Raw genomic sequence first — 25842 nt, forward strand, 5'->3', positions numbered from 1 at the left:
CCGATTCGACGCGATGGCAGCATCCGACACCCCAGACCAGCGCACCGATGTGGTTCGGCTGGTGGGGTATCTTCGACGCACGAGGTCGGCGTCACATGTGGGCCGATCGTCATGTGCCGACCGCGGAGGACCGATGACCGACCCGCAGAATCCCGAGCAGGGTGACCGGAATCCGGGGACCTACACGTCCAACCCGTGGGCCCAGCAGCCTGATGCCCCCACCCAGGCCCAGCCGTGGAACCAGCCGCCCGCGCCGCAGGCGTGGGGCCAGCCGCAGGGCGTCGGTGGAGTTGCACCCAACCCGGGCAATTACGACCAGTCAGGTCAGTACGGTCAGCCCGATGCGTCTGGGGCCGCCGGATACGGGTACGGGCAGGGCTACCCACAGCAGCCGCAGACGTTCGGGCAGCAGGGCTTCGGCACCGGCTACACGCCGGATTACTCCACAACCGATGGCTCCCAGGCCGTTTCTGGCCAAGGCGGCTATGGCGGATACGGCAACCAAAACCCCTATGGCGCACAGCAGTTCGGGGTTGCGCAGCCGAGTGGATTCGGCGGGCCGGGCCAGGATCAGTTCGCTTCGATGAACCGCCCGCTGCGCGACCGCAAGCCGCTGTTGATCTCGATCGGCGCCGGTGTCGTCGCGGTCATCGTGGCGGTGCTGGCCGTCACCGCGTTCTGGATCCCCGGCTTCGCGGTCACCAAGAAGCTGTCACAGTCTGCCGTCGAGTCGGGCGTGAAGTCAGTGCTGACCAAGGACTACCAGGCCACCGACGTCACCGAGGTCTCCTGTCCGAGCGGGCAGAAGGTGAAGAAGGGCGACACCTTCGACTGTTCGGTGACCATCTCCGGCGCCAAGCAGAAGGTCACCGTCACCTTCCTCGACGACGACGGCGCATACGAGGTGGGGCGACCCAGCGCGAACTGATCGGCGGCGAGCCCGTTCAGAACCGCTCGTCCCACCGCAGGGCGGTGGCGAGTCGGTTCAACGACGAGCCGATACCGAGTTCGTTGCCCAGTGCGCGCAGCGCGTCGGGATCTGCGGGGGCAGTGGGCATCACGTCGTCGACACGATCGAACTCGACTGGGGCATCGGTGCGCACGAACACGACTGTGCGGGCGGCCTGCAGGTAGTCGACGGCACCGCTGATCGCAGCTCGGATCCGTGGTGTCATCGAGTCCGACCCCTGGGCCGCGGCCGACTCGACCTCGGCCAGAGTCCCGAACTGCTGCAACAACTTCGACGCCGTCTTCTCACCCACCCCGCTGACGCCGGGCAGTCCGTCGGAGGGATCGCCGCGCAGCATCGCCAACTCGGCGTAGGCGGTTCCTGGTCGCTTCGACGGGACACCATAGGTCGCGGCCACCTCACCGGGACCGAACTTCTCCGCGCGATTCACCCCACGTCCCACGTAGAGCACCCGGACGGGAACCGGGTCGTCGGACACCACCTGCAGCAGGTCCCGATCGCCACTGACCACCACAACCGGGTCGGTGCCCTCTCCGTCGGCCAGTGTGCCGATCACGTCGTCGGCCTCACATCCCGGTGCGCCGGCCGACGCGATGCCCGCCGCGGACAACACATCTGCGATCATCGCGACCTGCGGGGTCAGCGTGTCGGGAACCTCTTCCACCGAGACCGCCCCACCGTCGCTTCCGCCGACGAGTTCGGCCACACGATGGGCTTTGTAGGAGGGGATGAGTTCGGTCCGGAAGGCGGGCCGCCAATCCAGGTCGAGGCACACCACCAGTCGGTGGGGCCGCTCGCGCTCCACGAGCACTGCGATCATGTCGAGGAATCCGCGCAGTGCGTTGACCGGACGCCCGTCGGGCGCGGTCAGCTTCTCGGGCAGACCGTGAAAGGCACGAAACCACAGGCTCGCACCGTCGAGCAGCATCACCGGGGCTGTCATGGGCCAACTCTAGCGAGGACCGTGATCGATCAGACCCAGGACCGTGACCAGAATGGGCGCGCGCGTACGTGCAAACGCCGTGACCAAACACCTACGGTGGAGTCATGACCGACCAACGGTTCACCACAGCGGTGTACTCCGAACGCCTGGCCCGCGTTGCCGAACTCGCCCGCGAGTCCGACGTCGACGCTGTGATCGTGGGACCGGGCCCCGATCTGGAGTACCTCACCGGCTCGACGGCAAGCACCTTCGAGCGCCTGACCTGTCTGGTCGTCCCGACTGCCCGAGCCCCGTGGGTGGTGGTTCCGCGGATGGAACTCGCGGCCCTACGCTCGTCGGCGGTCGGCGACCTCGACCTGGAGACACGCGACTGGGTGGACGGGGAGGACCCGTACACGTTGGCACTCAAGGGAATCGGTGCCGGTGTCACGGCTGTGTCAGATGCCCTGCCGGCCTTACACCTGCTGCCGTTGGCCGATCGGCTGCCGGTGGTTCCGCAGCTGGCCACCCCGATCCTGCGCCGGCTGCGAATGGTCAAGGACGCCGCCGAGATCGACGCGTTGCGCCGCGCCGGTGCTGCGATCGACCGGGTACACGCCAGGATGCACGAGTTCCTCGCCGTCGGCAGGACCGAGCGCGAGGTGGCCGACGACATCGCGGCCGCGATGATCGTCGAGGGTCACACGCGAGCCGAGTTCGTCATCGTCGGTTCGGGCCCCAACGGCGCCGATCCCCATCACGAGGTATCCGACCGGGTGATCACCGCCAACGATGTCGTCGTCGTCGACATCGGTGGACCGGTGGCGCCGGGGTACAACTCCGATTCCACACGCACCTACTGTCTCGGTGATCCCGGACCCGAGGTCGTCGCGCAGATCGAGATCCTGCAACGGGCTCAGCGGGCCGCATTCGAGATGGTCGCTCCCGGGGTCACCGCGCACGCCGTGGACGCCGCCGCCCGCGATCTGTTGACCGCAGAAGGGTTGGGCGACAGGTTCATCCATCGCACCGGCCACGGCATCGGGTTGTCAGTTCATGAGGAGCCCTACATCGTTTCCGGTGGCGACACCGTTCTGGAGGCGGGCATGGCCTTCAGCATCGAGCCGGGGATCTATCTCGAAGGTCGATGGGGTGCGCGCATCGAGGACATCGTGGTGGTGACCGCCGACGGTGCCGAGTCGGTCAACCGGCGCCCGCACGGACTGACCCAGTTGTAGGGCTATTCAGTCGCCTCGTCATCTGGTGCGGGTGGCGTGAACAGCGACTGTGATCCCAACACTCGGGTCACCTCGATCTCGATGACCACCCGACGCGGGTTCTCCTTGGGCTGACGATAGCGAGCGGCGTAGCGCGACACCGCCTCGGCGATGTCGGCGGCGTCACGACTGACCCGCACAGGACCTTCGAGTGTCAACCAGCGCGGACCGTCCACCTGAGTGACAGCCGCGTGTCCACCGCGCTCGGCGTTGCGCACCTTCTGGCTGCCCTCGAAGGTGATCACCCGCGCCAGCGTGCGATCGGGGTCGTAGGTGACGCCGACGGCCACCGAATGCGGCGTGTGATCGCGGCGCATCGTGGTCAGGCTGGCCAGGTGGCGATCAGTCAGAAACTGCAGAGCGGCGGGCGTCAGATCAGCGGCGGTACGAGGCACGTGGTCGAGGGTATCGCCACCGCCGATGCGACAATCTGGCCATGGGTGTGCGCCGACGTCGACCGGATCTCTCGGGTGTGGTTGTGCTGTTCGGCGGCCGCAGCGAGATCGGGCTGGAGGTGGTGAGACGAATCGCACGCGGTCGGGTGGTGGTGTTGGCCGCACGGCGACCTGACGACCTCGCCGAACAGGTGCACCTGGTGCACGAGGCCGGCGCCGCCGCGGTCCACACGATGCACTTCGACGCCGACGACACCGACTCGCATCCAGCCCTGATCGCCTCGGTGGTCGCCGACCACGGCCCGATCGGTACCGCTGTCGTCGCGTTCGGCATCTTGGGCGATCAGGCGCGCGCAGAGCGGGACGTCGCCCATGCCCTGCAGATCGCGCACACCGACTACCTCGCTCAGATCAGCGTCCTCACCCCGCTGGCGACGATGATGCGCGCCCACGACTCGGGTGACATCATCGTGTTCTCCTCGGTAGCCGGCGTACGGGTACGCCGAGCCAACTACGTTTACGGCTCCACCAAGGCCGGGCTCGACGGGTTTGCCTCCGGGCTGTCGGATGCGCTGCACGACACCGGAGTCCATCTGCTGTTGGTGCGTCCTGGATTCGTCATCGGTGCCATGACCAAAGAACTGATGGATTCCGGGGTCTCGCCCGCGCCGATGTCGAGCACACCGGATCAGGTCGCCGAAGCGGTGGTCCGAGCGTTGCACCGCCGACGACGGACCGTATGGATCCCGTGGGCCATCCGACCGGCGTTCGTGGTGATGCGGATGCTGCCGCAGGCCATCTGGCGCCGGATGCCGCGATGAGCGCGCCCCACTCCGATGTGGTGGTGGTCGGGATCGGCGCCGACGGGTGGTCCGGTTTGACCGACCTCGCCCGCGCCGAACTCGCCGGGGCCACACTCATCGCAGGGTCGGCGCGCCAGCTCGCGTTGCTGCCGGATCTGCCCGCACAACACCACAGGTGGGCGTCGCCGATGATGCCCGACCTCTTCGCGCTGCTCGACGCCCCGCCGGCACGCCCGGTGCATCTGTTGGCATCAGGCGACCCGCTGATGCACGGGCTGGGAACCACCGTGATGAACCGGCTGGGAGCGCACCGGGTCAAGGTGATCCCCACGGTGTCCAGTTGTTCTCTCGCCGCAGCCCGGCTGGGATGGGACCTGTCGACGACGAGGGTGTGTTCGCTGCTCACCGATCATCCGAGCACCATCCTGCGCTGGGTCGATCACGACCAGCGGCTGCTGATCCTCAGCCGTGATGCGAGCACCCCTGCACTCGTGGCCGCGGTCCTCACCGAATACGACTACGGATCGTCGGTGATGACCGTCCTCGGTGACCTCGGCGGAGACCGCGAACTGATCATCGCCGCACCGGCCAACAGCTGGGGACATACCGACGCGCCGGCGCTCAACATCGTCGCCGTGCACTGCCAGGGCCCGCGGCGGCCCCTCGGATTCGGCCTGCCCGACAACAGCTTCGAATCCGACGGTCAGCTCACCAAGTCGGCGGTGCGCGCCCTGACCCTGTCGCTGCTCGCACCTCGAGCCGGACAGCGGTTGTGGGATGTCGGGGGTGGCGCCGGGTCGATCGCCATCGAATGGTCGCGCGCCGACAAACGGTGCACGGCTGTGGTCTTCGAGTCCGACCCGGACCGGCGCGACCGAATCCGACGCAACGCCCAAGCGCACGGGGTGATCGAGAACCTCACCGTGAAAGGCAGTGCTCCCGAGGCTTTCGCCGACACCGATGTTCCCGATGTGGTGTTCATCGGCGGCGGTATCTGCACACCGGGTGTCCTCGAGGGGTGCTGGGATGCGCTCGGCGATGGTGGCCGGCTGGTGGCCAATGCGGTGACCGTGGAGTCGGAGTCGGTGGTCCTCGACCGTGCTCGCCGCTGGGGCGGGGACCTACGCCGAGTGCACATCGATCAGGCTGCACCGCTGGGGTCGATGACGACGTGGCGACCCATCCTGCCCGTCACCCAGTACTGCGTGACGAAAAGCGTTGCACCAGAGAATGACAGGGGACAGACGTCGTGACCGTTTACTTCATCGGGGCCGGCCCCGGAGCAGCGGACCTGATCACACTGCGCGGTGCTGCGACTCTGGCGCGGTGTCAGACGTGTCTCTACGCCGGATCGCTGGTGCCCGCCGAGATGCTGTCACACTGCCCGCCCGAGGCGGTGTTGATCGACACGGCTCGAATGCCGTTGAGCGACATCGTCGATCACATCACCGCCGCACACACCGCCGGCCATGACGTGGCACGTCTACACTCCGGTGATCCGTCGTTGTACTCGGCGGTCGCCGAACAGATCAGGCTGCTCGAGGCGGTGGGGATCGACCACGTGATCGTGCCCGGCGTGCCGGCGTTCGCAGCTGCAGCAGCATCTTTGGGACGTGAGCTGACTGTCCCGGGAGTGGGGCAGTCACTACTGATCACCCGAGTTTCCACCCTGTCCACCGACATGCCGGCGGGGGAGTCGCTGGCTGAACTGGCGAGCACCGGCGTCACGTTGGCGCTGCACCTGGCTGCCCATCGCGTCGAGGCGATCGTCGCGGATCTGTTGCCGCACTACGGCGGCGACTGCCCATGCGCGGTGGTGGCCTACGCCGGACGCTCCGACGAGCAGATCGTCCGCTGTGACCTCGCCCAGCTCGCGCTACAGACCACGGCCGCCGGGATCACCCGCACCGCAGTCATCTTCGTCGGTCGTGCACTGGCCGCCGAAGGGTTCCCCGACAGCTACCTGTACTCGCGTGCCCGCATCGCCAAGCTCCGGCGATGAACCTTGATCCTGCGATGACCGACCCGGCCCCGATCCTGATCCTCGGCGGCACCGGGGAGGCACGCGCCCTGGCACAGGTGCTCCACGCCGAGCGCATCCCCTGCGTGTCATCGCTGGCCGGGCGCGTGAGCGACCCCGCGCTACCCGCCGGTGACGTGCGGTCGGGCGGTTTCGGCGGGGTCGACGGACTGATCGCATGGTTGCGTGCCCACCGATGCACCACTGTCGTCGACGCGACACATCCGTTCGCCCAGCACATCTCGGCCCACGCGGCACAGGCGTGCACGCGACTGGGGATCCGACTGATCGGTTTGCAACGTCGCGCGTGGTCACAGGTTCCCGGTGATCAATGGATCAGCGTGCCCGACCTCGCCGAGGCGGCGGACTGGGTCGGTCAGCACGGCCGCCGTGTCTTCCTCACCACCGGACGCCAGGACGTCCACGAGTTCGCACATCTCACCGAGCCCTGGTTCCTGATCCGGGTGGTCGATCCGCCCACCTGCAATCTCCCTCGCCGGCACCACATCCTGCGCAGCCGCGGACCCTACGTGCTCGACGCTGAGCGAAAGCTGATGGTGGACAATGACATCGACGTTCTGGTGACCAAGAACAGCGGCGGTGAACTGACGGCGGCCAAACTGGCCGCGGCCCGCGAGCTCGGTCTGCCGGTCGTCATGGTGCAGCGCCCACCGCAGGTGCCGGTCGACGTGGCCGTCGACTCGGTCGACGACGCGGTCAGTCTGTTGCGTACCGCCGCGAGGTGAACACAGCGGTGCCCGCGGCGCGGGCCACGACCGCAGTGGTCGACGACCCTACGATGAGCAGGGTGCGCATGTCGACCTGCGCCGCCACCAGCGCACCTGCGGTGGTGACGGTCACCGACTGCTCAGGGCCACCGACATCGCGACCCACCATCACCGTGCGATCGGGTCCCACGCGGTCGATGATCAACTCGCGCAACGCCTCCACCTGCCAGGTCCGGCTGGCCGAGCCCGGGTTGTAGATCGCGATCACCAGATCGGCGTCGAGGGCGGCCTGCAACCGGGACTCGATGATCGACCACGGCTTGAGTCGATCTGACAACGAGATGACCGCGTAGTCGTGGCCCAGTGGGGCACCCACCGCCGCAGCCACGGCGTTGGCTGCGGTCACCCCGGGCACCACCCGCACCCGAACGTGCGCCCACCGGTCCTCGGCAGCCATCTCCAGCACCGCTGAGGCCATCGCGAACACCCCCGGGTCACCGGAGGAGACGACCACCACCTGAGCACCGGTGGCTGCGAGATCCAATGCCATGCAGGCCCGTTCGGATTCCACGCGATTGTCGCTGCGGTGCACCCGCTGATCCGGACGGGCGACCACCCGATCGAGGTAGGTGGTGTAACCCACGAGGTCGGTGGCCCGCTCGATCTCTGCGGTCACCTCCGGGGTCGTCCATCTCGAGGCGCCCGGTCCAAGCCCCACCACCACCACCTCGCCGGGAGCGGCGGCGGCATCAGCTGCGGGACTGCGTACCGCGTTGCGGGGTCCGGGCACGATGATCATCGAGAAGTAGGGCACGGCAGCGGGATCCACGTCGCGCACCGGCAGCACCCGCTGAGCCGACGTGGATGCCCGCTCGACGTAGAGGGCACGATCGGCCAACCCCGCATCGTCCAACGCAGCGAGCACCGTGGGAAATGTCCTGCCCAACTTCATGATCGCGATCGCCTGATCGCCGCGCAGCCGCGCCACCAGTTCGGCGCGCGAGAGGGTCCCCGGCAGCACGGTGGTCACCTCGTCAGCCTCCACCCACGGGATGCCGACGGCCGCAGTGCTGGCGCTGACCGAGGTGACGCCGGGGATTATCTCGGTCTCGAACTCCTCGGCCAGCCGTTTGTGCATGTGCATGTAGCTGCTGTAGAACAGCGGGTCACCCTCGGCGAGCAACGCCACCGTTCGGCCCGCTCGCAGATGCTCGGCCAGACGCTGCGCCGCGTCGGTGTAGAACTCGTCCATCGCCGCGCGGTAGCCGCCGGGGTGATCGGTGCTCTCGGTGGTCACCGGGTACATCAGCTGCTCCCGGATCTGGCCGTCCCGCAGGTACGGTTGCGCCACCGACAGTGCGATGCTGCGTCCGTGTCGAGCGCAGTGATACGCCACCACGTCGGCCTCGCCGATCATCCTGGCCGCCCGCACCGTGACCAGGTCACTGTCGCCGGGACCGAGGCCGATGCCCAGAAGCCGCCCGCGCGTCTGCGTCATTCGACCGAGCTCGCCAACGCGTTGAGGGCTGCGGCGGTGATCGCCGACCCGCCGCGCCGCCCCAACACCGTGATGAACTCCAGGTCGGTTCGATTCGCAAGCGCGGCACAGGATTCCGCGGCACCGATGAACCCGACGGGGGCACCCACGATCGCTGCCGGGTGCGGGAAGCCCTGGTCGATCAACGTCAACAACTCGAACAACGCAGTCGGTGCATTGCCCACCGCGACCACTGCCCCGGCGATGTGCGGTTCCCACAGATGCACGGCCGCAGCGGTTCTCGTCGTGGCGAGCTGGGCGGCGAGCTCTGGAGTGCGCGGATCGGACAGAAAGCAGCGGACCTCGTTGTCGGCGGGCAACCGTCTGCGGGTCACCCCGGCTGCCACCATCGTCGCATCGCACAGGATCGGAGCACCCGCGGCAAGCGCTGAGCGCGCCGAGGACACCACCGCAGCGGTGGCGATCACGTCGTCGGTGAGATCGGTCTGCCCGCACGCGTGGATCATCCGGACCACCACCGTCTCGGTGTCGGGATCGAACGCCGACAGGTCGGACTCGGCGCGGATGGTGGCGAACGACTGCCGGTAGATCTCGGCGCCGTCACGGATGTAGTCGTACATGTCGGGGCTCACGATAGCCGCGGACGTTCCACGGCCTGTCGCTCGTACCCGTCAGACCCGGCGAGCACCCGTAGGTGATGGGTGCCCGGGCTGCCACAGCCGCGTGCGCACCCGACCCAGTGTTCGCGTGTGGTCGGCGGTTCACCGTCGACGACTCGGGCCTCGAGATCAGACCGCACGTCGGCGGCCGAGCTCGCGCATCCTGGCGCCCCCACACACGAGGACACCTGCACCCACGGCGACGCTGCGTCGAAGATCACCCCCATCGGTGCCAGCACCCGGACCACCGTCTCGGCCACCCCCTCCTCGAGGTCGCACAGCACCACCTCACGGTCGCCGGTGACGATCACCGGCGCGTCGACGGCGGCGAAGAACTGGGCGGTCCGAGCGGGGACCCGACCATGCGGCAACGTCGATCCCAGCATCACCCGACCATCTGACTGGTCGAACCATCCGACGAGCGGGCTCAGATCGCCGCGACGCTGTTCGCGACCGTCCCCACCGGTCGAGACGACGTTCGGCCCGGCCGTCGCCGCGATCCTTTGGGTCAGAGCGTGTCGTCGCGTCGCATCGAGGTCGGCGATACGCCAGTGGTCGGTGCGGTGGTCGGTGAACCAGCTCGCCGCGTCGAGGATGACCGCCGGTGCGTGGCGCGCCGGGATGACCAGCGAGGTGCCCCGACCCGCCACCACCACCTCCACCAGCTCGTCATCGCGGGCGATCACCCCGAGGTCGGGGCCGTGGACGGTGATGTCACCGCCGCCGTCGTCGAAACCGAACAGGAACCGACCGGGCAGCCTCGCCAGCTGCGGGTCGGCGAGAAGGCCTGCCTCCACCGCGACGGCCACCGGCCACAGGTCCGGGTGTCCGGAAACCCGACCCGACCGTGGCGAGACCATCAGGTTGCGCACCCGATCATGGGCGGGGGAGGGAACCAGCCCCGCCTCGACCAAGCCGTGGGGGTCGACGTCGGCGGACAGACCACGAACCTGCAGGTTCGCGCGTCCGGTGATCTCGAGATGGCCATCGCCGTGGGCGAGCGCGAACTCGGCGAGCGCCGCCAGCTCCGCGGGGTCGAGTCGGCCACCGAGCAACCGGATCCGCGCCACGTGTCCATCGGCGCCCGGATGGGTGGTGAACACCCCCGGGCAGCGGTCGGTCGGTCGATCCATGACCCCCAGGCTAGGGTGAGCGCACGCGATCAGGTGTAGAAGCCGGTGTGAGTCCGGCGCGGTCGCGCCACTGTGTCGAGCAGCTCCGCCCCGGGGGCCGGCTCGGAGCCAGACCTACGCCTGACCGACGACCCGACCTCCGGGCGCGAACACCCGGCGAGGAGAAGCCCGTGATCCTGCTGCTGTCCACCTCCGACACCGATCTGTCCAGCGCCCGCCACAGCGGCGGTGACTACCGCTGGGCCAACTGCAATCGGATCAGCGTGGCCGAGGACCTCCCGGACATGCTGGCCGCTGCCGATCTGGTGGTGGTGCGCATCCTCGGTGGCCGCCAGATGTGGAACTCCGGAGTGACCGCGGTACTCGCCTCGGGCATTCCCGTGGTGATGTTGGGCGGCGAGATCACGCCCGACGCCGCACTGATGGAGCTGTCGACGGTGCCCGCGAACGTCGCCGCCCAGGCCCACGCGTACTTCGCCGAGGGCGGCCCGGCGAACCTGTTGCAGCTCAGTTGGTTTCTGTCCGACACCATCATGCTGACCGGCCACGGATTCGACCCGCCCCAACCCACACCGACCTGGGGGATGCTCGCGCATCGGGGTAGCGGGCTCGAGACCGGCTCGATCACCCCAAGTCGTCCGACGGTGGCCGTGTTGTACTACCGCGCCCAGCATCTGGCGGGCAACACCGGCTACGTGGAGGCCCTGTGCGACGCCCTCGTCGATGCCGGAGCCCGACCACTTCCCATCTTCTGTGCCTCGTTGCGTGCTGCGCCCGCCGACCTCCTGACCGCGCTGCGCCAGGCCGATTCGATGGTGGTGACCGTGCTGGCGGCCGGCGGCACCGCGCCGGCGGCCGTCGGCGCGGGCGGGGACGACGAGGCATGGAACGTTGCTGAACTCGCGGCGTTGGACATCCCGATCCTGCAGGGCCTGTGTCTGACCAGTAGCCGGGCGACGTGGGCCGACGGCGACGATGGCATGACGCCGCTGGATGTGGCCACCCAGGTGGCGGTACCCGAGTTCGACGGTCGGATCATCACGGTTCCCTTCTCGTTCAAGGAGATCGACGCCGAAGGGCTGAGCACCTACGTGCCCGACCCAGAACGCTGTGCCCGGGTGGCCGGGATCGCCACCCGCTACGGTCGACTGCGCCACATCCCGACCCGCGACAAGCGCGTGGCCCTGATGCTCTCGGCGTACCCGACCAAACATGCCCGGATCGGCAACGCGGTCGGCCTGGACACTCCCGCCAGCACCATCGCGCTACTGGAGGCGATGCGAACAGCCGGCTATGACCTGGGACCCGAATCCGGAGCAGGAGCGGTACCCGGCCTGGCGGCCGGTGACGGAGATGCCCTGATCCACGCCCTCATCGAGGCCGGGGGCCAGGACCCCGACTGGTTGAGCGCAGAACAGTTGCAGCGCAACCCCGTCCGCATCTCCGCCGTCCGGTACCGGCGCTGGTTCGACACCCTGCCGCACGACTTCCGCGATCGAGTGGTCGAGCACTGGGGTCCACCGCCGGGTGAGCTCTACGTGGACCGCTCAGCAGACCCCGACGGCGAGATCGTCATCGCCGCACTGCAATTCGCCAATGTGCTGCTGATGGTGCAGCCGCCGCGGGGGTTCGGCGAGAACCCCATCGCGATCTACCACGACCCCGATCTGCCGCCCAGCCATCACTACTTGGCCGCCTACCGGTGGGTCGGGGCGGCTCGAGACGACGGCGGTTTCGGAGCCGACGCTCTGGTCCATATCGGCAAACACGGCAATCTCGAATGGCTGCCCGGCAAAACCCTGGCCATGTCGGCATCCTGTGGCACCGACGCTGCGCTAGGTGATCTGCCGTTGATCTACCCGTTCCTGGTCAACGATCCCGGCGAGGGCACCCAGGCCAAGCGGCGCGCGCACGCCACCCTGGTCGACCACCTCATCCCGCCGATGGCGCGTGCCGAGAGCTACGGCGACATCACCCGCCTGGAACAACTTCTCGACGAACACTCCAACATCACCACGCTGGACCCGGTGAAACTGCCGGCCATCCGTCAGCAGATCTGGACGCTGATGACCGCCGCGCAGATGCACACCGACCTCGGCCTCGAGGAGCGACCGGCCGAAGAGGTCTTCGACGACATGCTGCTGCACGTCGACGGCTGGCTCTGTGAGATCAAGGACGTACAGATCCGCGACGGGCTGCACGTGTTGGGGCGCGCACCCCGGGGCGACGCCGAGGTGGACATGGTGCTGGCCATGCTGCGCGCCCGGCAGATGTGGGGTGGCGAACGCAGTGTGCCTGGCCTGCGAGAAGCGTTGGGGCTCAGCGAGGACGGTGACGAGGTACGCGACCGGGTCGATGAGATCGAACAACAGGCACGCACCCTGGTGTCGGCGATGGCCGACGCGGACTGGTCGGCGGACGCGGTCGCCGAGGTGGCCGCCGGACACGGCGACACCGTGGCTCGGATCCTGGAGTTCGCGGCCACCGAGGTGGTGCCCCGGATGCGTCAGACCAACGCTGAGATCGACGCGGTACTGCACGCGTTGGCCGGCGGGTTCATCCCGTCCGGCCCCAGCGGCTCACCGCTGCGTGGCCTGATCAACGTGCTGCCCACGGGACGCAACTTCTACTCCGTCGACCCCAAGGCCATCCCGTCGCGGTTGGCGTGGGAGACCGGTCAGCTGATGGCTGATTCGCTCGTCCAGCGCTACCTCGACGATCACGGCGAGTACCCGCGATCGGTGGGCCTGTCGATCTGGGGGACCAGCGCGATGCGTACCTCCGGCGACGACATCGCCGAGGTGTTCGCGCTGCTCGGGGTGCTGCCGGTGTGGGACGAGGGATCGCGCCGGGTGACCCGACTCGAACCGATCGGCCTGTCCGAACTCGGCCGACCCCGCATCGACGTGACCGTGCGGATCAGCGGCTTCTTCCGCGATGCGTTTCCCCACGTGCTGGCGATGCTCGACGACGCTGTCGCGTTGGTCGCCGGACTAGACGAACCCGCGGCCGACAACTACGTGCGCGCCCACGTGCAGACCGACCTGGCCGAACACGGCGATCACCGCCGCGCCACCACCCGCATCTTCGGATCCAAGCCGGGCTCGTACGGGGCGGGCCTGCTACAGCTGATCGACAGCAAGAGCTGGCGCAGCGATGACGATCTGGCGCAGGTCTACACCAGCTGGGGAGGGTTTGCCTACGGCCGTGGACTCGACGGGGTTCCCGCCGCCGACGACATGCGCAGCGCGTATCGCAGGATCGCGGTGGCGGCCAAGAACACCGATACCCGCGAACACGACATCGCCGACTCCGATGATTACTTCCAGTACCACGGCGGGATGATCGCGACCGTGCGCGCACTGACCGGATCATCGCCGCAGGCCTACATCGGCGACAGCACCCGGCCCGAGTCGGTGCGCACCCGCACGCTCACCGAGGAGACTGCGCGCGTGTTCCGTTCGCGGGTGATCAACCCTCGCTGGCTCGACGCGATGCGCCGCCACGGTTACAAGGGCGCCTTCGAGATGGCCGCAACCGTGGACTACCTGTTCGGATACGACGCGACCACCGACGTGGTGCAGGACTGGATGTATGAGAAGCTCGCCGAGACCTACGTCTTCGACGAGACCAACCGCAAGTTCATGGCCGAGTCGAATCCGTGGGCGCTGCACGGTATCGCCGAGCGGCTCCTGGAGGCGGCCGGCCGCGAGGGAATGTGGCGCCACCCCGGCCCCGACACCCTGGAGCGCCTGCAGCAGGTGTTCCTCGAGACCGAGGGCGATATCGAGGGCGGCTGACCCGCACCGACGATCAGCCCCCGGTGGTGCCGGGAGAAAAATCGGCGACCCGATCGTTGTCTGGTCAGACACGCTCGACCCGACACGCCACAGGGACTGATGATCATGAAGCTGTTCGCCTTTCTCACCTACGTCGTCGTGGAAATCGGCGCGTTCATCGGCCTGGTGTACGGGATCGGGTTCTGGTGGACGGTCGTGGCGACCGCCGCCGCCTTCGTGATCGGGCTGATCCTGCTGCGCCGACAGGGGGCACGGGTGTTCACCGAGGTCCGCGCGGCGGCCGAAGGACGAACCGATTCACTGCGACCCATCACCGACACCGCGCTGTTGGCGGTTGCGGTGTTCCTGCTGTTCATCCCAGGCCTGGTCAGCACGGTGCTCGGCATCGTGTTGATGTTGCGACCCACCCGTGCGGTCCTGCGACCGGTGGTCACCAGAGTCGGTGCCGCTCGTATCGCGACGACGGTCGGCCGGTTCACCCCGGCCTCCGGGTGGGGGACCGTCGTCGAGGGCGAGGTCGTCGATGCCGATGGGCATCGGCCGGGCGTCTACGGCATCACCCGCGACCCCCGCGTCTGAACTACACCCGACCCGGACCGATCCTGACACTCAGGGCAGACTCGGTAGGCGTGGGCACACAACTGTTCGTGGGCGGACACGTCTACTCTCCGCAGGCTTTCGACGCCACCTCGATGGCGGTCACCGACGGCGTCATCTCGTGGATCGGTTCGGACCAGGTGGGTCGGGCCCTGCATCCGCAGGTGCCGGTCACCGATCTCGACGGCGCTTTCGTGGCGCCTGCGTTCGTCGACTCCCATGTCCATCTCACCTCCACCGGGCTGTCGCTGAACGGTCTGGACCTGTCGGATGCGACCAGCCGTGCCGACTGCTTGACGCGGCTGCGTGAGTACGCCGCGACCACACCGCCAGGGGAACTGATCTGGGGGCTCGGCTGGGACGACTCGACGTGGACCGATCACGCCAGTCCCACCACCGACGACGTCGACGCCATCGTGGGGAACCGACCGGTCTACCTCGCGCGCATCGACGAGCACTCCGCAGTGGCGTCGACAGCCCTGCGCACGATCGCCGACAAGGCCGCCGACGCAGCCGGTTTCGACCCGCAACAACCGTTGACCGCCGAGGCCCACCACCTGGTGCGGGCCGCAGCGCGCGGTCTGTTGACCGCCGAGCAACGCACCCGGGCCCAGCGACGAGCCCTCGACGAAGCAGCGGCGAACGGGATCGTGGCGGTCCACGAGAACGGTGGACCCGACATCAGCGGTCTGGCCGACTTCGTCGCGATCGGCGCGTTGGATCATGCGGTGCAGGTGCGTCGCTACTGGGGGCAGGCGGTCACCGACGTCGACGCGGCCCGGTCGTTGCTGGCCGCCACCGGGGCCGACGGGCTCGGCGGCGATCTGTTCATCGACGGAGCAATCGGCTCACACACGGCGTGGCTGACACACCCCTACGCCGACGACCTGCACAACCACGGCGTGTCCTACCTCGACGAGGACGCGGTGATCGCACACCTGCGGGCCTGCACCGAAGCCGAGGTCCAGGCCGGTTTCCATCTCATCGGAGACGCCGCCACCGACTGCCTGACCCGCGCGCTGCGGGTGCTGCTCGCCGAGTTCGGCAGCGCCCGCGTGGCCCGCTGTCACCACCGCATCGAACACGCCGAGATGGTCGGTCCCGATGCTGCCGCAGTCTTCGCCGACGCCGGCATGACCGCCAGCATGCAGCCCATCTTCGACGCGTTGTGGGGTGGCCCGGGGCAGCTGTACGAGCAGCGGCTCGGTGGCGCGCGCGCTGCGGGCCTCAACGATTTCGCCGGGCTCGCCCGCGCCGGAGTCAACCTCGCCTTCAGCTCCGACTCGCCGGTGACGGCCATGAACCCGTGGCAGCAGATCAGAGCAGCGGTCAACCACCACAATCCTGACAGCGCGGTGTCACCGCGAGCAGCGTTCGCCGCCGTCACCCGAGGAGGCTGGCGTGCCGCCGGGGTCGCCGACGGCACGCGTGGTGTCCTGATGCCGGGTGCGCCCGCCGACTACGCGATCTGGCGGGTCGAGAACCTGGTCACGGCCGGCTCCTCGGAGAAGGTGCAACGCTGGTCGACCGATCCGCGTGCGCGTGTGCCCGCGCTGCCCGACATGAGCCCGGGCGCTGCACTGCCGGTCTGTGTGCAGACCGTCCGGGCTGGACAACCGATCCACCTCGGTGCCACGTGACACAGGTGCCCGACCTGGCCGCGCTCGGCAAGGATCCACGGGTGCTGCGCACCCTGGTCGCGGTTCTCGGTGGCGTGTCGATGTGGGGAGGGTTCCCCCCGCGCAACCACTTCCTGCTGGGCATTCTCGGAGTCGCCCTGCTGTACGCCGTACTGGCGTCGGACATGTCCACCGCACGCCGATCCGCCTGGTACGGCTTCACGTTCGGGCTGGGACTGTGGTTACCACTGATCCCGTGGGTAGGCGTCTATGTGGGCCCGGTGCCCTGGATCGCCCTGTCGGTCGTCTTGTCGATCTACCTGGCCCTGTTCGGCGCGCTGGCCACGGTGATGATGCGCCTGCCCGGTGCACCGGTGTGGTTCGCCCTGACCTGGACCACCGTCGAATGGGCCCGATCATCGTTTCCGTTCGGCGGGTTCCCCTGGGCAGCAACGGCGTTCGGCCAGATCAACAGCCCGCTGGTCTCGATCGCCGCGCTCGGTGGCGCACCGCTGCTCACCTTCGCGGTGGCGCTCACCGGTGCCGGCGCAGCTGGGCTGGTTCTCGCAGCGGTACGTGCCCGCGCCGCGTGGCCGACCGCGGTGCGTCCGGCCGCCGCGGCCGCGGTGATCACCGTGATCGCGCCGGTGACCGCGGCAATGATGTGGCCGTCGGTGCACGCGGCCACCCGCGCACGCGATGCACCTGGGTCCACCCTGACCGTGGCCGCCGTCCAGGGCAACGTTCCCCGACTGGGCCTGGACTTCAACGCGCAGCGGCGCGCGGTCCTGGACAACCACATCCGCGAGACCCTCGTGTTGGCGGCATCGATCAAGGCCGGGAGACAGCCCCGACCTGACGTGGTCCTGTGGCCGGAGAACGCCTCGGACATCGACCCGCTGGACAACCCTGATGCCGCTGAGGAGATCACCGCCGCGTCGGTGGCGGTCGGCGCGCCGATCCTGGTGGGAACGCTGATCGACAACGAGGACAACCGGCCGACCAACACGGTGTTGGTGTGGAACGGCAACGACGGCGCGATAGGCCGCTACGACAAACACATCATCCAACCGTTCGGTGAGTATCTGCCGTGGCGATCGTTTTTTCGCCTGTTCTCCTCGTACGCCGATCGGGCCGGCAACTTCCGACCCGGGTCGGGCCCGAGTGTGGTGCAGGTTCGCACCCCCCGCGCCGGGTCGCCGTCGGTGACGATCGGAGTGTCGACGTGCTGGGAGGTCGCCTTCGACCGCTCACCACGATCGGCGGTGCGCGCCGGCGCCCAACTGTTGTACGTGCCCACCAACAACGCCACCTTTGGTCGCACCGAAATGACCTATCAGCAGCTCGCGATGTCACAGATCCGTGCCGTCGAGCACGGCCGCAGCGTGGTGGTCGCGGCCACCACCGGGGTCAGCGCGATCGTCGAACCCGACGGGCGACTGCGATCGCGCACCAGCTTCTTCACCCCCGCCACTCTGGTGGCGCGGATACCGCTGCACACCGATCAGACTGTCGCCACCCGGATCGGACCGCTGCCCCAACACCTGGCGGTCGGACTCACCCTGATCGGCTTTTTGGTCAGTGTTGGCCGACGTATTAGGTTGAACCGACATCTGGCCGCATCGGGGTCCGATCGGTCGGTCGGTGACTTGTCGCCCACCGACCCTGACCCCACCGATGCGAACAGCCCTGACTCCCGTGTCACCACCCCTGGCACGCACGCCGAACCGGAGGAGACCGATGGCACCGCAGACACCTGACGCGGTGGGCGGCGCATCGCGTCCGGTCGGTCCCGCAGGCGCAGGCACGCTGGTGATCATCCCGACCTACGACGAGCGGGAGAACCTTCCGTCCATCGTCGATCGTCTGCGCACGTCGCTGCACGACGTGCATGTCCTTGTGGTCGATGACAACAGCCCCGACGGCACCGGCGACCTGGCCGACGCGCTGGCCGCAGCCGACGATCGCATCCACGTGATGCATCGCACCGAGAAGAGCGGCCTCGGCGGGGCCTACCTCGCCGGATTCGCGTGGGCGCTGGAACGCGAGTACGCGGTGATCGTGGAGATGGACGCCGACGGCAGCCACGCACCCGAACAGCTCGCGCGGCTGCTCGAGCGGATCAACGCCGGCGCCGACCTGGTCATCGGATCGCGGTACGTGCCCGGCGGCAAGCTGGTGAACTGGCCCACCAGACGCAAACTGCTCTCCCAGGGCGCAAACACGTATTCGCGGCTGGCGCTGGGGGTCCGGGTGCGCGACATCACCGCCGGCTACCGTGCGTACCGACGTGAAGTGCTCGAGAAGATCGATCTCGCCTCGGTCGAGTCAGCCGGGTACTGCTTCCAGATCGACCTTGCGTGGCGCACCATCCAGGCCGGCTTCAGCGTGGCCGAGGTGCCCATCACATTCACCGAACGTGCAGTCGGTGAATCCAAGATGAGCGGCGAAGTGGTGAGCGAGGCGTTCTTGAAGGTGGCCGAGTGGGGTTGGCGCCACCGGATGGACAAGCTACGTCGCCGACATCACTGACCGGACCCAGCTGCCGGGCAACGACCAACAGGCCGACGGACAAGGCCGCCACCCCTGTCCGAGGTGACGGCCTTGGTGTCAGATGGTCGCCGTATGCGACCGGTTCGGTCAGCTGCTGACGCCCCGTCGACGCTGCTTGAGCAGTTCGAGACGCTCGTTGAGCAACTCCTCCAACTCGGCCTCACTGCGCCGTTCGAGCAGCATGTCCCAGTGGGTGCGCGGCGGCTTGACCTTCTTCTCCTCGGGCTCGGCACCCTCGAGGATGGTGCCCTCCATACCGTTCTTGCACGGCCACTTGGACGGGACCTCAGCGTCGTCGGCGAACGGGACATCGAAGATCTCGCCGTTGTCGGTGCGGTACTGCACGATCCGCCGTGGGGCGAGGTCGTGATCACGGTCGGTCTCGTAGCTGACCGCACCCAGGCGGCTACCTCGAAGTACTCGATCTGCCATATGTGTCGTCCTCTCTTTGCATAGCCCTCCCGGCCGCGTGAACGGCAGTGGGCTCCGACCGGCAATCGCTGTCACCAATCGGTCAACGAGCCAGAACAATCCCATGCTACCTGCGCGTTGGGCACCGGTCACACACCACGCGCGGCGGTACCCTGCCCGGATGGACGTCCAATCGGCTGCGACCAGCTCCGGGGGCACCCGCCGCCGCCCGTACGCCTGCGCGTGGTGCGGCCGTCCAGTCGTGGACTCCGAGACCGGGCGGCGACGCAAATACTGCAAGCAGGCGTGCCGGCAACGCGCGTACGAACAACGTGCGCAGACAGAACGCACGTCACTGCCACCGGGTTCGGTGGTGCTGAGCACAGCCGAAGCCGAGCAACTCAGCGACCGGCTTTTCGAATTACGTTGTGCTGCAGAAGATGTCGCGACCGCAGTTGGGGAACGGGCCGAACATCAGGAACTCGACGCGTTGTGTCGCACACTGCTGCGCCTGGCGGTCGACGCCGAGCGGCTACGTTGAGGCCACCATCGAACGGGCCGGTGACACCGGGGACCGCGACGATGGTGGCCGAGGCGTCGGCCACTGGTCACAGGAAGCGTGTCACCTGCTTGGCGGCCTCACCGGGGTGACGGGCCGCCATCCCCTCGCCCATGGCCTGCAGCTTCCAGCCGTCGGGCGCACGTAGCACCTTGGCCATCACGATCCCGGTGAACGGCATCCCGCCGGCGAGGGTGAACCGCGCCAGCTCGGCACCGCCGCCGGCCTCGTCCACCAGACGGCAGAACGCATTGTCGACCTGCTCGAACGTCTGACCCTGATAGGAGGTGACGATGAAGAGGATCTGATCGACCTTGCCCGGAATCCGGGTGAGATCGACGTCGATCACCTCGTCGTCGCCGTCGCCGGCTCCGGTGAGGTTGTCCCCGTGATGTCGGACCGAGCCGTCTTTGCTGACCAGCTGCCCGTAGTAGGCCAGGTCGAGCAGAGTCTGGCCGGAGAACAGCATCGCCGAGGCGTCCAGGTCGATGTTCGACCCGCCACGCGACCCGAACAAGCCCTTCTTGGTGACCGGATCCCAGCCCAACCCCATGCGGATGCGGGTGAGCGCCACCCCGCCTTCCTTCTTCAACGACACCCGCTGCCCCTTGGCCAGGCTCACCGGTCGGCTCTTGGTGAGGCTGACCTCTCCGGTCGATGGCGCCGGCCACTCCGGGGCCACCGGTGCAGCGCCCGGGGGTGGGTAGGACGGGGCCGGGTGTGACGGGGGCGGGTACGAGGCCTGCGGAGGAGCCGGTGGGGGAGTCGGGGCGACCGGGGGAGTCGGGGTGACCGGGGGAGTCGGGGTGACCGGGGGCTGTGATCCCGGGGCTGGTGACGCCGGAGTCGGAGAGGGCGCGTCGTCGACAGACACCCCGTGGTCGGTGACCAACGCCGCGAATCCGCCGGCATAGCCCTGTCCGACCGCCCGAACCTTCCATTCGGTGTTGCGGCGATACACCTCCAGGGCGATGACGATCGACTCCGACGACAACCCGTCGATGGCGTAGTCGAAGACCGCGACGCCGCCACTGCGCACATGCGCCACCGGAGCCGCCACCGCGCCAAATGTTCCCGACTCCAGCGTGATGACCGCGCGGACCTGCGCGATGTCGGCGGGTACGGCAGCGAGATCGAGCTGCAGGATTCCGATACCGCTGCCCGTGCGCAAGGTGACCCCGGGACCGGAGGGTTGGTTGTAGAACACGAAGTCGGCGTCGGTGCGCACCTTGCCGGTGTCGGTGACGAGCAGCGCCGAGAGATCCCCGGCGGCCGCGAGATCCACCGAGATCTCCACATCGGGGCCGGTGAGGGGTCCGTTTTGTCCCTTGGTCAGCGTTGTCGCCATCATCTCGTCTCTTCGTCAGGGGTCGGCTCGCGCACCCAGATCAGCAGCGTCTCCAACAGCTCGGCTCCGGCATCGAGCCCGGACGCCTTCGTAACCGACAACGTCGGGTGATGCCAGGAGAGTTCCTCGAGCTCGCCGTGGCGGGGCCGGATCGCCCGGTCGGCAGCCTCGAGCATCGGGCGATCGAGCACCCCGTCACCGGTGGCGAAGAAGCGGCCGCCGGTCAGGTCGTGACGGCACCGAATCTCGGCGATCGCCGCCGACTTGGTCAGCGGATCAGGCATGACATAGACCTTGCGGCCCTGGCGAGAGACGTTCCAGCCGCGCTCACCGGCCCAGCCGCGCCACTCGTCGATCAGCGTCGCAGGCATGCTCGCGAGATCGACCACGGCGTAGCAGAACAGGCCCTGCGCCACCCGTAACGACCGTACCCAGGGGTCCGCCTCATGGCGCCACAGGCGTTCGGTCACCTCCGCCAGCGGCGCGCTCCCCGCCGCCACGCGGGTGTCCACCTCGCGTCGCCAGTCCACGTCGGGCACGCCGTCGAGGAGGATCTCGCCGCCATTGGCGGCCACCGCCAGACGAGGGCGTCGGCGATCGCGTGGAATCGGCAACTCGACCCGGCTGAACTGCTCGATGGTGCGCGTGGTGGTCGGGACCACGACCGCTGACCGATCGAGTTCGATGAGCAATTCCACCGCACGCGGGCTCATGAAGGACTGCGGACGACCGCGGTACATCTCCACGCACTGCACGCTCTGCGCCCACATCTCGGTGGCAGCGATCTCGGTGGCAGCGTCCTGGGTGGGAACAGCTGCGATGGGAGCAGCTCCGGTGGCAGCAGTTTCGATGACTCCGGCCGCGGCCGCCGAGTAGATGAGGGTGCGGTCGAGATCGGTGGCAACCAGCGCGTCGAGCGCGCGCCCGAGATTCATCGCAGTTCCTTGATCAGGCCCATGCAGGCGTAAGGGAGATCAGGGACCACCTCCACCTCGACGCCACGGTCGGCCGCCAAGGCCAGGATGTGCCGCAGGTCGGCGGAGTTGCGGTCGCGCACCAGGATCCGCCAGGGGACCCGGCGCAGCAGCACGCGGGTGGTCTCGCCGACACCGGGTTTGACGAAGTTGACCGAGGTGATCCCGTAGCGCTGTCGAACCTGCTCAACTGCTGTCCATCCCACCCAGGTCGGCGCGCGATCGCTGCCGCGAACCCGGACCACGTCGGCTTCGACATCAGGTGCCACGGCGTCGAATTGCCCCGACACCGTGTCCAGCAGCCGATTGGAGACATCCACCGCGGCCAGGTCGGCGTAGAACTTGGCACCGTGGAACTGACCCTCGCCGATCAGGCGGTCGTTGAGCACGGTACGCGACACCAGCCCGGACACCGTCGAGTTCAGACACGCTGAGGCGATCAGGAAGTCCGCGCGCGTGCCGAAGGTCGACACGCAGTGCCCGGGGTCGGCGAGGACGGCGAGGTCGGGGTCGAATCGTGGACCACCGGCTGCGGCCACGTCGTCGAGGGCCGCAGCGAGCTCACGGGCGATGGCTCCCTTGCCGGTCCACCCGTCGACGAAGACAACGCTCGCCGGATCGTGATGGCGCGCCAGGTGATCCAGTGCCACCCGGTCGATGCCGCGATCCCGCACGATGGAGACCGCATAGTGCGGTAGCGACAGTCCGTGGCGCAGCGCCCAGCGTCGCATCAGGATCCCGATCGGGGTTCCGGCGCGGGCCAGCGAGGCCAACACCACATCTTGGCCCCGTTCGGCGAGCACGATCTCGGTGACCACACCCACCGCATGCGCCAGCCGAGCGGCGGTGGTCGCCAACACCTCGTCGAACAGGGCCCGGTAGGCAGCGTCGGGTTGGTACTCGACCGGCAGCGACTCTGCGTAATGCGCGGTGCCGGCCTGGATCGCTCGTTCTCGTTGCACCACATCGGCTTCGAGGTCGACATGGGAGAGGTCGGTCATCAACCAGGCCACCTCGTCGGCGGCGTAACTGCCGAACTGCGGGCCGTACAGCGGGGGAGGACACGACGTCACGGCCGATCACCTCGCTGCCGGCGCGCAGCACACAACGCCGCGAAATCCGTTCCCCCGTGCCCGGTGCCGCCCACGACGACCAGCAGCAGATCGCGGCCGCTGTCGGTGAGCGCGGCCACCACCGAATCGTCGGCGACGAGGGCATCGGTGTCGGCGGGACCGTCCACCATCAGCACCCGCTGAACCTGTGGTGCCTCGATCGCCGCGTTGTACAGATACCGCACCGCGGTGTCCGAGCCGGCCAGCACCTCCGGTCCGATAAATGAGACGCCATGGCGCAGAGGGTAATCCGGTTCATCGCAGACGTAGGCCGGTGATCGGGTGGTGGTCTGGGTGGTCACCGACGGCCAGTCACCTCGACGCTCGAGCTCGGCGGCCACCCGCATCGGCAGGTACATGAACTCCTCATGTCCCAGCACCAGGACCGGGCGGCCGGCCGCGAGGTGCACCGCCAGCACCTCGGTCACCGCGATCACCGCCGCGTCGAACCGGTCGCGCTCGCCGGCCAACACCCCGTGGCGACCACCGTCGGGCAGATCGGTCGGCCAGTCGGCCATCAGCTTCACCACCTCACCCGCGCCGGGCGTGTCACGCCGATGACTCGAGGAGGGCGCGGTTTCCGGAAGGGCACCGACCCGGGCCACGAGGTCGGCCGGCACCTCGGCGATCCCGATCGCCAGCGCCACGAAATCAACCCGCACCCCAAGGGCCGCAGCAGCTTTGGCGCACCGCTCCCGATCGGCGGCTGATCGCAGGTCCACCAGCGATGCGACCACGTAATGGTCCCGTGGCGCGAAGGCGTGCAGGTTGGCGATCGCATCGAGTGCCGTTGCCCCCGTAGAGATCTCGTCGTCGACCAGCACGATCGGGCAGCGGTCGGTCAACAGCTGCACCGACGTGGGCTGAATGAGGTGATCGGTGGCGTGGGAATGCCCCTCCTGAAAGACAGCGGCGGTGGGCGCCGGTGGGGAGACCCTGCGGGTGGAGTGCAGGTACACCGATGCATTCAGCGCGTGGGCCACCACATGCCCAAGACCTGTAGCCGTTTCGGCAAAACCGAACACCACGCAGTCGCTCGCCGGCCGCGGCTGCAGACACTGTGCCACCACCGCGGCGAGATCGGTTCCGGCGGCGATGATGCGTGAGGCAGGCACCGGGATGTGTTTGCCCAGCACGGTGGAGACCCACAGGTGCGCACGCCGCGGATTGCGCCGCAACCCGGGCACGATCAGCTCATCGGTACTCCAGCCGGCGCCCCCCACCGGCACCGCCCGCAACCCCAGTTCACGTGCGGCCCACCACCGGTCGGATCCGGCCGCATCGGTCACCGGTCGACCACTGCGGTCAGCAACTCGATGACACCGACATCGGGTCGGGTGACCCCGAAGGCCACGGCCCGGTCGAGGGTGCGGTGTGCCCAATTACGGTGTGGGCGGCGCTCGTTCATCTTGTTGCGATACACCGACGGCAGCACCCCACCGGTGTCCGAGGTGGATGGATCGGTCGCGGCGGTGTCATCGGTGCGGCCGAGCACCGCCAGGGCGTCGACGTACTCCTCATGCGAGACCGCACACACCGAGTGAACGACGTTGACGTGGGTGGGATGGATGACCGTCTTGCCCTGCAGTCCGTTGGCCCGGTCGAGCACCAGCTCACGCAGCAGCCCGTCGAGATCGCGGCTGACCAGGCGATTACGGAACCGCACCGCATCGATCTCCTGGAAGGGGGTGTTGCGCAACAGCGGTCGGAACATCCGCTCATGAGCGTTGTAGTACTCCCACACGGGCCCGGTGATCACGAACCCGGTGCCGTCCATCCGGCCCAACACGTTGACGATGGCCGCGATCACCGATGCGACCGGGTGGACGTCGTAGATGGTGAGGTCGGGGTCGCGTCGGATGCCGAAGGCACCGCACAGGTCGGTCGCGCCGATCCGAACGGCCAGAACAGAATCGGCGTAGGCCGCCAGCAGCACGCCGATCCCGCGCAACTCGGCCTCGCGGGTCTCGATGTGCAAGACCTGCCGACTCTCGATGATCGGCATCACGTAGAGCCGACGACCCACGGCCGCCGACGCCAGCTCGATGCGGCGCAGATGATCAGCCCCGGTCGACGCCGAGAACTTCGGAATGACGAAGCCGACCAACGCAGCGGCGCTGGTCGTCGAGCGTTCGATCACGGCGTCGATCTGCTCAGGTTGACGCACCCGGATGAACACCATCGGACAGCGCGGCACCGACGCCAGATCGTCGATCGCGGCGATCGCAGCCGACAGCCCCCGACTCACCTCGTCGTCGGGGACGGCGTCCTCGAGGTCGATCACCACCGACACCGACCCCGCCGCCTGAGCCTTGACGACCAGTTCGACCAGGTTCTCCCGCACCGCGGGAATGTAGAGGGTCGCCCCCAGCGCGGTCGCCAACAGCGAACGGTCTCCGTCGAGGTCGACGGAGGTGGGAGGTCGATGGAAGAGGCGATCGATCTCCTCGGAGTGCAGCATGGG

23 protein-coding genes and 1 riboswitch are annotated in these 25842 nt (G+C 68.2%); of the genes, 12 read left to right on the forward strand and 11 right to left on the reverse strand.

Annotated features, from left to right (window positions below):
* Nucleotides 1-133: 133 nt before the first annotated feature.
* Nucleotides 134-928, forward strand: coding sequence for a DUF4333 domain-containing protein (locus tag KIK15_RS15235; RefSeq protein WP_214245541.1), 795 nt, complete (start codon nucleotides 134-136; stop codon nucleotides 926-928).
* Between the two features lie 16 nt (nucleotides 929-944).
* Here KIK15_RS15235 and KIK15_RS15240 read toward each other — a convergent pair whose 3' ends face one another.
* Nucleotides 945-1898 carry a 5'-3' exonuclease gene (locus tag KIK15_RS15240; protein ID WP_214245678.1) on the reverse strand — a complete coding sequence of 318 codons (954 nt, stop codon included), beginning with the start codon at nucleotides 1896-1898 and terminating at the stop codon, nucleotides 945-947.
* Between the two features lie 119 nt (nucleotides 1899-2017).
* Here KIK15_RS15240 and KIK15_RS15245 point away from each other — a divergent pair, with 119 nt between their 5' ends.
* The gene (locus tag KIK15_RS15245) at nucleotides 2018-3130 is read left to right on the forward strand and encodes a Xaa-Pro peptidase family protein (RefSeq protein WP_214245542.1); all 1113 of its coding nucleotides are present in this window, start codon (nucleotides 2018-2020) and stop codon (nucleotides 3128-3130) included.
* A gap of 2 nt (nucleotides 3131-3132) precedes the next feature.
* On the opposite strand, the gene KIK15_RS15250 is transcribed toward KIK15_RS15245, so the two are convergent.
* Nucleotides 3133-3564, reverse strand: a complete 432-nt coding sequence (locus tag KIK15_RS15250; protein ID WP_214245543.1) for a pyridoxamine 5'-phosphate oxidase family protein — start codon at nucleotides 3562-3564, stop codon at nucleotides 3133-3135.
* A 41-nt stretch (nucleotides 3565-3605) separates the two neighbouring features.
* Here KIK15_RS15250 and KIK15_RS15255 point away from each other — a divergent pair, with 41 nt between their 5' ends.
* Genes KIK15_RS15255 through KIK15_RS15270 form a run of 4 tightly spaced genes read left to right on the forward strand, consistent with a single transcriptional unit; the run spans nucleotide 3606 to nucleotide 7133 of the window.
* Nucleotides 3606-4385 (forward strand): SDR family NAD(P)-dependent oxidoreductase, encoded by a 780-nt coding sequence (locus KIK15_RS15255; protein ID WP_214245544.1) that lies wholly within the window; start codon nucleotides 3606-3608, stop codon nucleotides 4383-4385.
* Nucleotides 4382-5620, forward strand: a complete 1239-nt coding sequence (gene cbiE, locus KIK15_RS15260) for a precorrin-6y C5,15-methyltransferase (decarboxylating) subunit CbiE (RefSeq protein ID WP_214245545.1) — start codon at nucleotides 4382-4384, stop codon at nucleotides 5618-5620. Before KIK15_RS15255 ends, cbiE begins: the two co-directional genes overlap by 4 nt.
* Nucleotides 5617-6369: a precorrin-4 C(11)-methyltransferase gene (gene cobM / locus KIK15_RS15265; RefSeq protein WP_214245546.1), complete on the forward strand. Its 753-nt coding sequence runs from the start codon at nucleotides 5617-5619 to the stop codon at nucleotides 6367-6369. The genes cbiE and cobM overlap by 4 nt, the downstream gene beginning before the upstream one ends.
* Complete coding sequence (locus KIK15_RS15270; protein ID WP_250324693.1) at nucleotides 6366-7133, forward strand: cobalt-precorrin-6A reductase; 768 nt, start codon at nucleotides 6366-6368, stop codon at nucleotides 7131-7133. Before cobM ends, KIK15_RS15270 begins: the two co-directional genes overlap by 4 nt.
* On the opposite strand, the gene KIK15_RS15275 is transcribed toward KIK15_RS15270, so the two are convergent.
* From KIK15_RS15275 to KIK15_RS15285, 3 genes are read right to left on the reverse strand one after another with little or no spacing between them, the layout of a single operon-like run.
* On the reverse strand, nucleotides 7105-8613 hold the full coding sequence (locus KIK15_RS15275; RefSeq protein WP_214245547.1) for a precorrin-2 C(20)-methyltransferase: 1509 nt from the start codon (nucleotides 8611-8613) through the stop codon (nucleotides 7105-7107). The genes KIK15_RS15270 and KIK15_RS15275 overlap by 29 nt on opposite strands.
* The gene (locus tag KIK15_RS15280) at nucleotides 8610-9233 is read right to left on the reverse strand and encodes a precorrin-8X methylmutase (protein ID WP_214245680.1); all 624 of its coding nucleotides are present in this window, start codon (nucleotides 9231-9233) and stop codon (nucleotides 8610-8612) included. Before KIK15_RS15280 ends, KIK15_RS15275 begins: the two co-directional genes overlap by 4 nt.
* An 8-nt stretch (nucleotides 9234-9241) precedes the next feature.
* A complete protein-coding gene (locus KIK15_RS15285) occupies nucleotides 9242-10405 on the reverse strand; it encodes a precorrin-3B synthase (RefSeq protein ID WP_214245548.1) in 1164 nt (387 codons plus the stop codon).
* A 41-nt stretch (nucleotides 10406-10446) separates the two neighbouring features.
* A riboswitch (cobalamin riboswitch) is annotated at nucleotides 10447-10518 on the forward strand.
* A gap of 57 nt (nucleotides 10519-10575) precedes the next feature.
* Between KIK15_RS15285 and cobN the strand changes: the two genes are divergently transcribed.
* The 5 genes from cobN to KIK15_RS15310 all read left to right on the forward strand — a co-directional run bounded on the left by cobN (nucleotide 10576) and on the right by KIK15_RS15310 (nucleotide 18953).
* Complete coding sequence (gene cobN, locus KIK15_RS15290; protein WP_214245549.1) at nucleotides 10576-14205, forward strand: cobaltochelatase subunit CobN; 3630 nt, start codon at nucleotides 10576-10578, stop codon at nucleotides 14203-14205.
* Nucleotides 14206-14310: 105 nt separating this feature from the next.
* Nucleotides 14311-14784, forward strand: coding sequence for an FxsA family protein (locus KIK15_RS15295; RefSeq protein WP_214245550.1), 474 nt, complete (start codon nucleotides 14311-14313; stop codon nucleotides 14782-14784).
* Between the two features lie 50 nt (nucleotides 14785-14834).
* Nucleotides 14835-16442 (forward strand): amidohydrolase, encoded by a 1608-nt coding sequence (locus KIK15_RS15300; protein WP_214245551.1) that lies wholly within the window; start codon nucleotides 14835-14837, stop codon nucleotides 16440-16442.
* An 80-nt stretch (nucleotides 16443-16522) separates the two neighbouring features.
* Nucleotides 16523-18181 carry an apolipoprotein N-acyltransferase gene (gene lnt, locus KIK15_RS15305; RefSeq protein ID WP_214245681.1) on the forward strand — a complete coding sequence of 553 codons (1659 nt, stop codon included), beginning with the start codon at nucleotides 16523-16525 and terminating at the stop codon, nucleotides 18179-18181.
* Complete coding sequence (locus tag KIK15_RS15310; protein ID WP_214245552.1) at nucleotides 18162-18953, forward strand: polyprenol monophosphomannose synthase; 792 nt, start codon at nucleotides 18162-18164, stop codon at nucleotides 18951-18953. Before lnt ends, KIK15_RS15310 begins: the two co-directional genes overlap by 20 nt.
* Before the next feature lie 108 nt (nucleotides 18954-19061).
* Here KIK15_RS15310 and KIK15_RS15315 read toward each other — a convergent pair whose 3' ends face one another.
* On the reverse strand, nucleotides 19062-19406 hold the full coding sequence (locus KIK15_RS15315) for an RNA polymerase-binding protein RbpA (RefSeq protein WP_214245553.1): 345 nt from the start codon (nucleotides 19404-19406) through the stop codon (nucleotides 19062-19064).
* A gap of 160 nt (nucleotides 19407-19566) precedes the next feature.
* On the opposite strand from KIK15_RS15315, the gene KIK15_RS15320 reads away from it, so the two are divergent.
* Entirely contained in the window at nucleotides 19567-19926 is a 360-nt protein-coding gene (locus KIK15_RS15320; RefSeq protein ID WP_214245554.1) for a hypothetical protein, read from the forward strand.
* Between the two features lie 67 nt (nucleotides 19927-19993).
* Here the strand turns inward: KIK15_RS15320 and KIK15_RS15325 are convergent, their stop codons facing one another.
* Genes KIK15_RS15325 through KIK15_RS15345 form a run of 5 tightly spaced genes read right to left on the reverse strand, consistent with a single transcriptional unit; the run spans nucleotide 19994 to nucleotide 25839 of the window.
* Nucleotides 19994-21292 carry a TerD family protein gene (locus tag KIK15_RS15325; RefSeq protein ID WP_214245682.1) on the reverse strand — a complete coding sequence of 433 codons (1299 nt, stop codon included), beginning with the start codon at nucleotides 21290-21292 and terminating at the stop codon, nucleotides 19994-19996.
* Nucleotides 21292-22227, reverse strand: coding sequence for an HAD family hydrolase (locus KIK15_RS15330; protein WP_214245555.1), 936 nt, complete (start codon nucleotides 22225-22227; stop codon nucleotides 21292-21294). Before KIK15_RS15330 ends, KIK15_RS15325 begins: the two co-directional genes overlap by 1 nt.
* Nucleotides 22224-23339, reverse strand: coding sequence for a cysteine protease StiP family protein (locus KIK15_RS15335; RefSeq protein WP_307851915.1), 1116 nt, complete (start codon nucleotides 23337-23339; stop codon nucleotides 22224-22226). Before KIK15_RS15335 ends, KIK15_RS15330 begins: the two co-directional genes overlap by 4 nt.
* A complete protein-coding gene (locus tag KIK15_RS15340) occupies nucleotides 23336-24667 on the reverse strand; it encodes a phosphoribosyltransferase family protein (protein WP_307851916.1) in 1332 nt (443 codons plus the stop codon). Before KIK15_RS15340 ends, KIK15_RS15335 begins: the two co-directional genes overlap by 4 nt.
* The gene (locus tag KIK15_RS15345) at nucleotides 24664-25839 is read right to left on the reverse strand and encodes an HpcH/HpaI aldolase/citrate lyase family protein (RefSeq protein WP_214245685.1); all 1176 of its coding nucleotides are present in this window, start codon (nucleotides 25837-25839) and stop codon (nucleotides 24664-24666) included. The genes KIK15_RS15340 and KIK15_RS15345 overlap by 4 nt, the downstream gene beginning before the upstream one ends.
* Between the last annotated feature and the right edge of the window lie 3 nt (nucleotides 25840-25842).

The organism is Williamsia sp. CHRR-6, assembly GCF_018474015.1.
Taxonomy (GTDB): Bacteria; Actinomycetota; Actinomycetes; order Mycobacteriales; family Mycobacteriaceae; genus Williamsia_A.

Excerpts from the sequence above, each read along its gene's own strand:
- KIK15_RS15280 (WP_214245680.1), bottom strand. The coding sequence starts at position 9,233 with ATGTACGACTACATCCGTGACGGCGCCGAGATCTACCGGCAGTCGTTC.
- KIK15_RS15345 (WP_214245685.1), bottom strand. The coding sequence starts at position 25,839 with ATGCTGCACTCCGAGGAGATCGATCGCCTCTTCCATCGACCTCCCACC.
- KIK15_RS15255 (WP_214245544.1), top strand. The coding sequence starts at position 3,606 with ATGGGTGTGCGCCGACGTCGACCGGATCTCTCGGGTGTGGTTGTGCTG.
- lnt (WP_214245681.1), top strand. The coding sequence starts at position 16,523 with ATGTGGGGAGGGTTCCCCCCGCGCAACCACTTCCTGCTGGGCATTCTC.
- KIK15_RS15325 (WP_214245682.1), bottom strand. The coding sequence starts at position 21,292 with ATGGCGACAACGCTGACCAAGGGACAAAACGGACCCCTCACCGGCCCC.
- KIK15_RS15235 (WP_214245541.1), top strand. The coding sequence starts at position 134 with ATGACCGACCCGCAGAATCCCGAGCAGGGTGACCGGAATCCGGGGACC.
- KIK15_RS15275 (WP_214245547.1), bottom strand. The coding sequence starts at position 8,613 with ATGACGCAGACGCGCGGGCGGCTTCTGGGCATCGGCCTCGGTCCCGGC.
- KIK15_RS15310 (WP_214245552.1), top strand. The coding sequence starts at position 18,162 with ATGGCACCGCAGACACCTGACGCGGTGGGCGGCGCATCGCGTCCGGTC.
- KIK15_RS15320 (WP_214245554.1), top strand. The coding sequence starts at position 19,567 with ATGGACGTCCAATCGGCTGCGACCAGCTCCGGGGGCACCCGCCGCCGC.
- KIK15_RS15270 (WP_250324693.1), top strand. The coding sequence starts at position 6,366 with ATGAACCTTGATCCTGCGATGACCGACCCGGCCCCGATCCTGATCCTC.
- cbiE (WP_214245545.1), top strand. The coding sequence starts at position 4,382 with ATGAGCGCGCCCCACTCCGATGTGGTGGTGGTCGGGATCGGCGCCGAC.
- KIK15_RS15330 (WP_214245555.1), bottom strand. The coding sequence starts at position 22,227 with ATGAATCTCGGGCGCGCGCTCGACGCGCTGGTTGCCACCGATCTCGAC.
- KIK15_RS15315 (WP_214245553.1), bottom strand. The coding sequence starts at position 19,406 with ATGGCAGATCGAGTACTTCGAGGTAGCCGCCTGGGTGCGGTCAGCTAC.
- KIK15_RS15295 (WP_214245550.1), top strand. The coding sequence starts at position 14,311 with ATGAAGCTGTTCGCCTTTCTCACCTACGTCGTCGTGGAAATCGGCGCG.
- KIK15_RS15245 (WP_214245542.1), top strand. The coding sequence starts at position 2,018 with ATGACCGACCAACGGTTCACCACAGCGGTGTACTCCGAACGCCTGGCC.
- KIK15_RS15240 (WP_214245678.1), bottom strand. The coding sequence starts at position 1,898 with ATGCTGCTCGACGGTGCGAGCCTGTGGTTTCGTGCCTTTCACGGTCTG.
- KIK15_RS15285 (WP_214245548.1), bottom strand. The coding sequence starts at position 10,405 with ATGGATCGACCGACCGACCGCTGCCCGGGGGTGTTCACCACCCATCCG.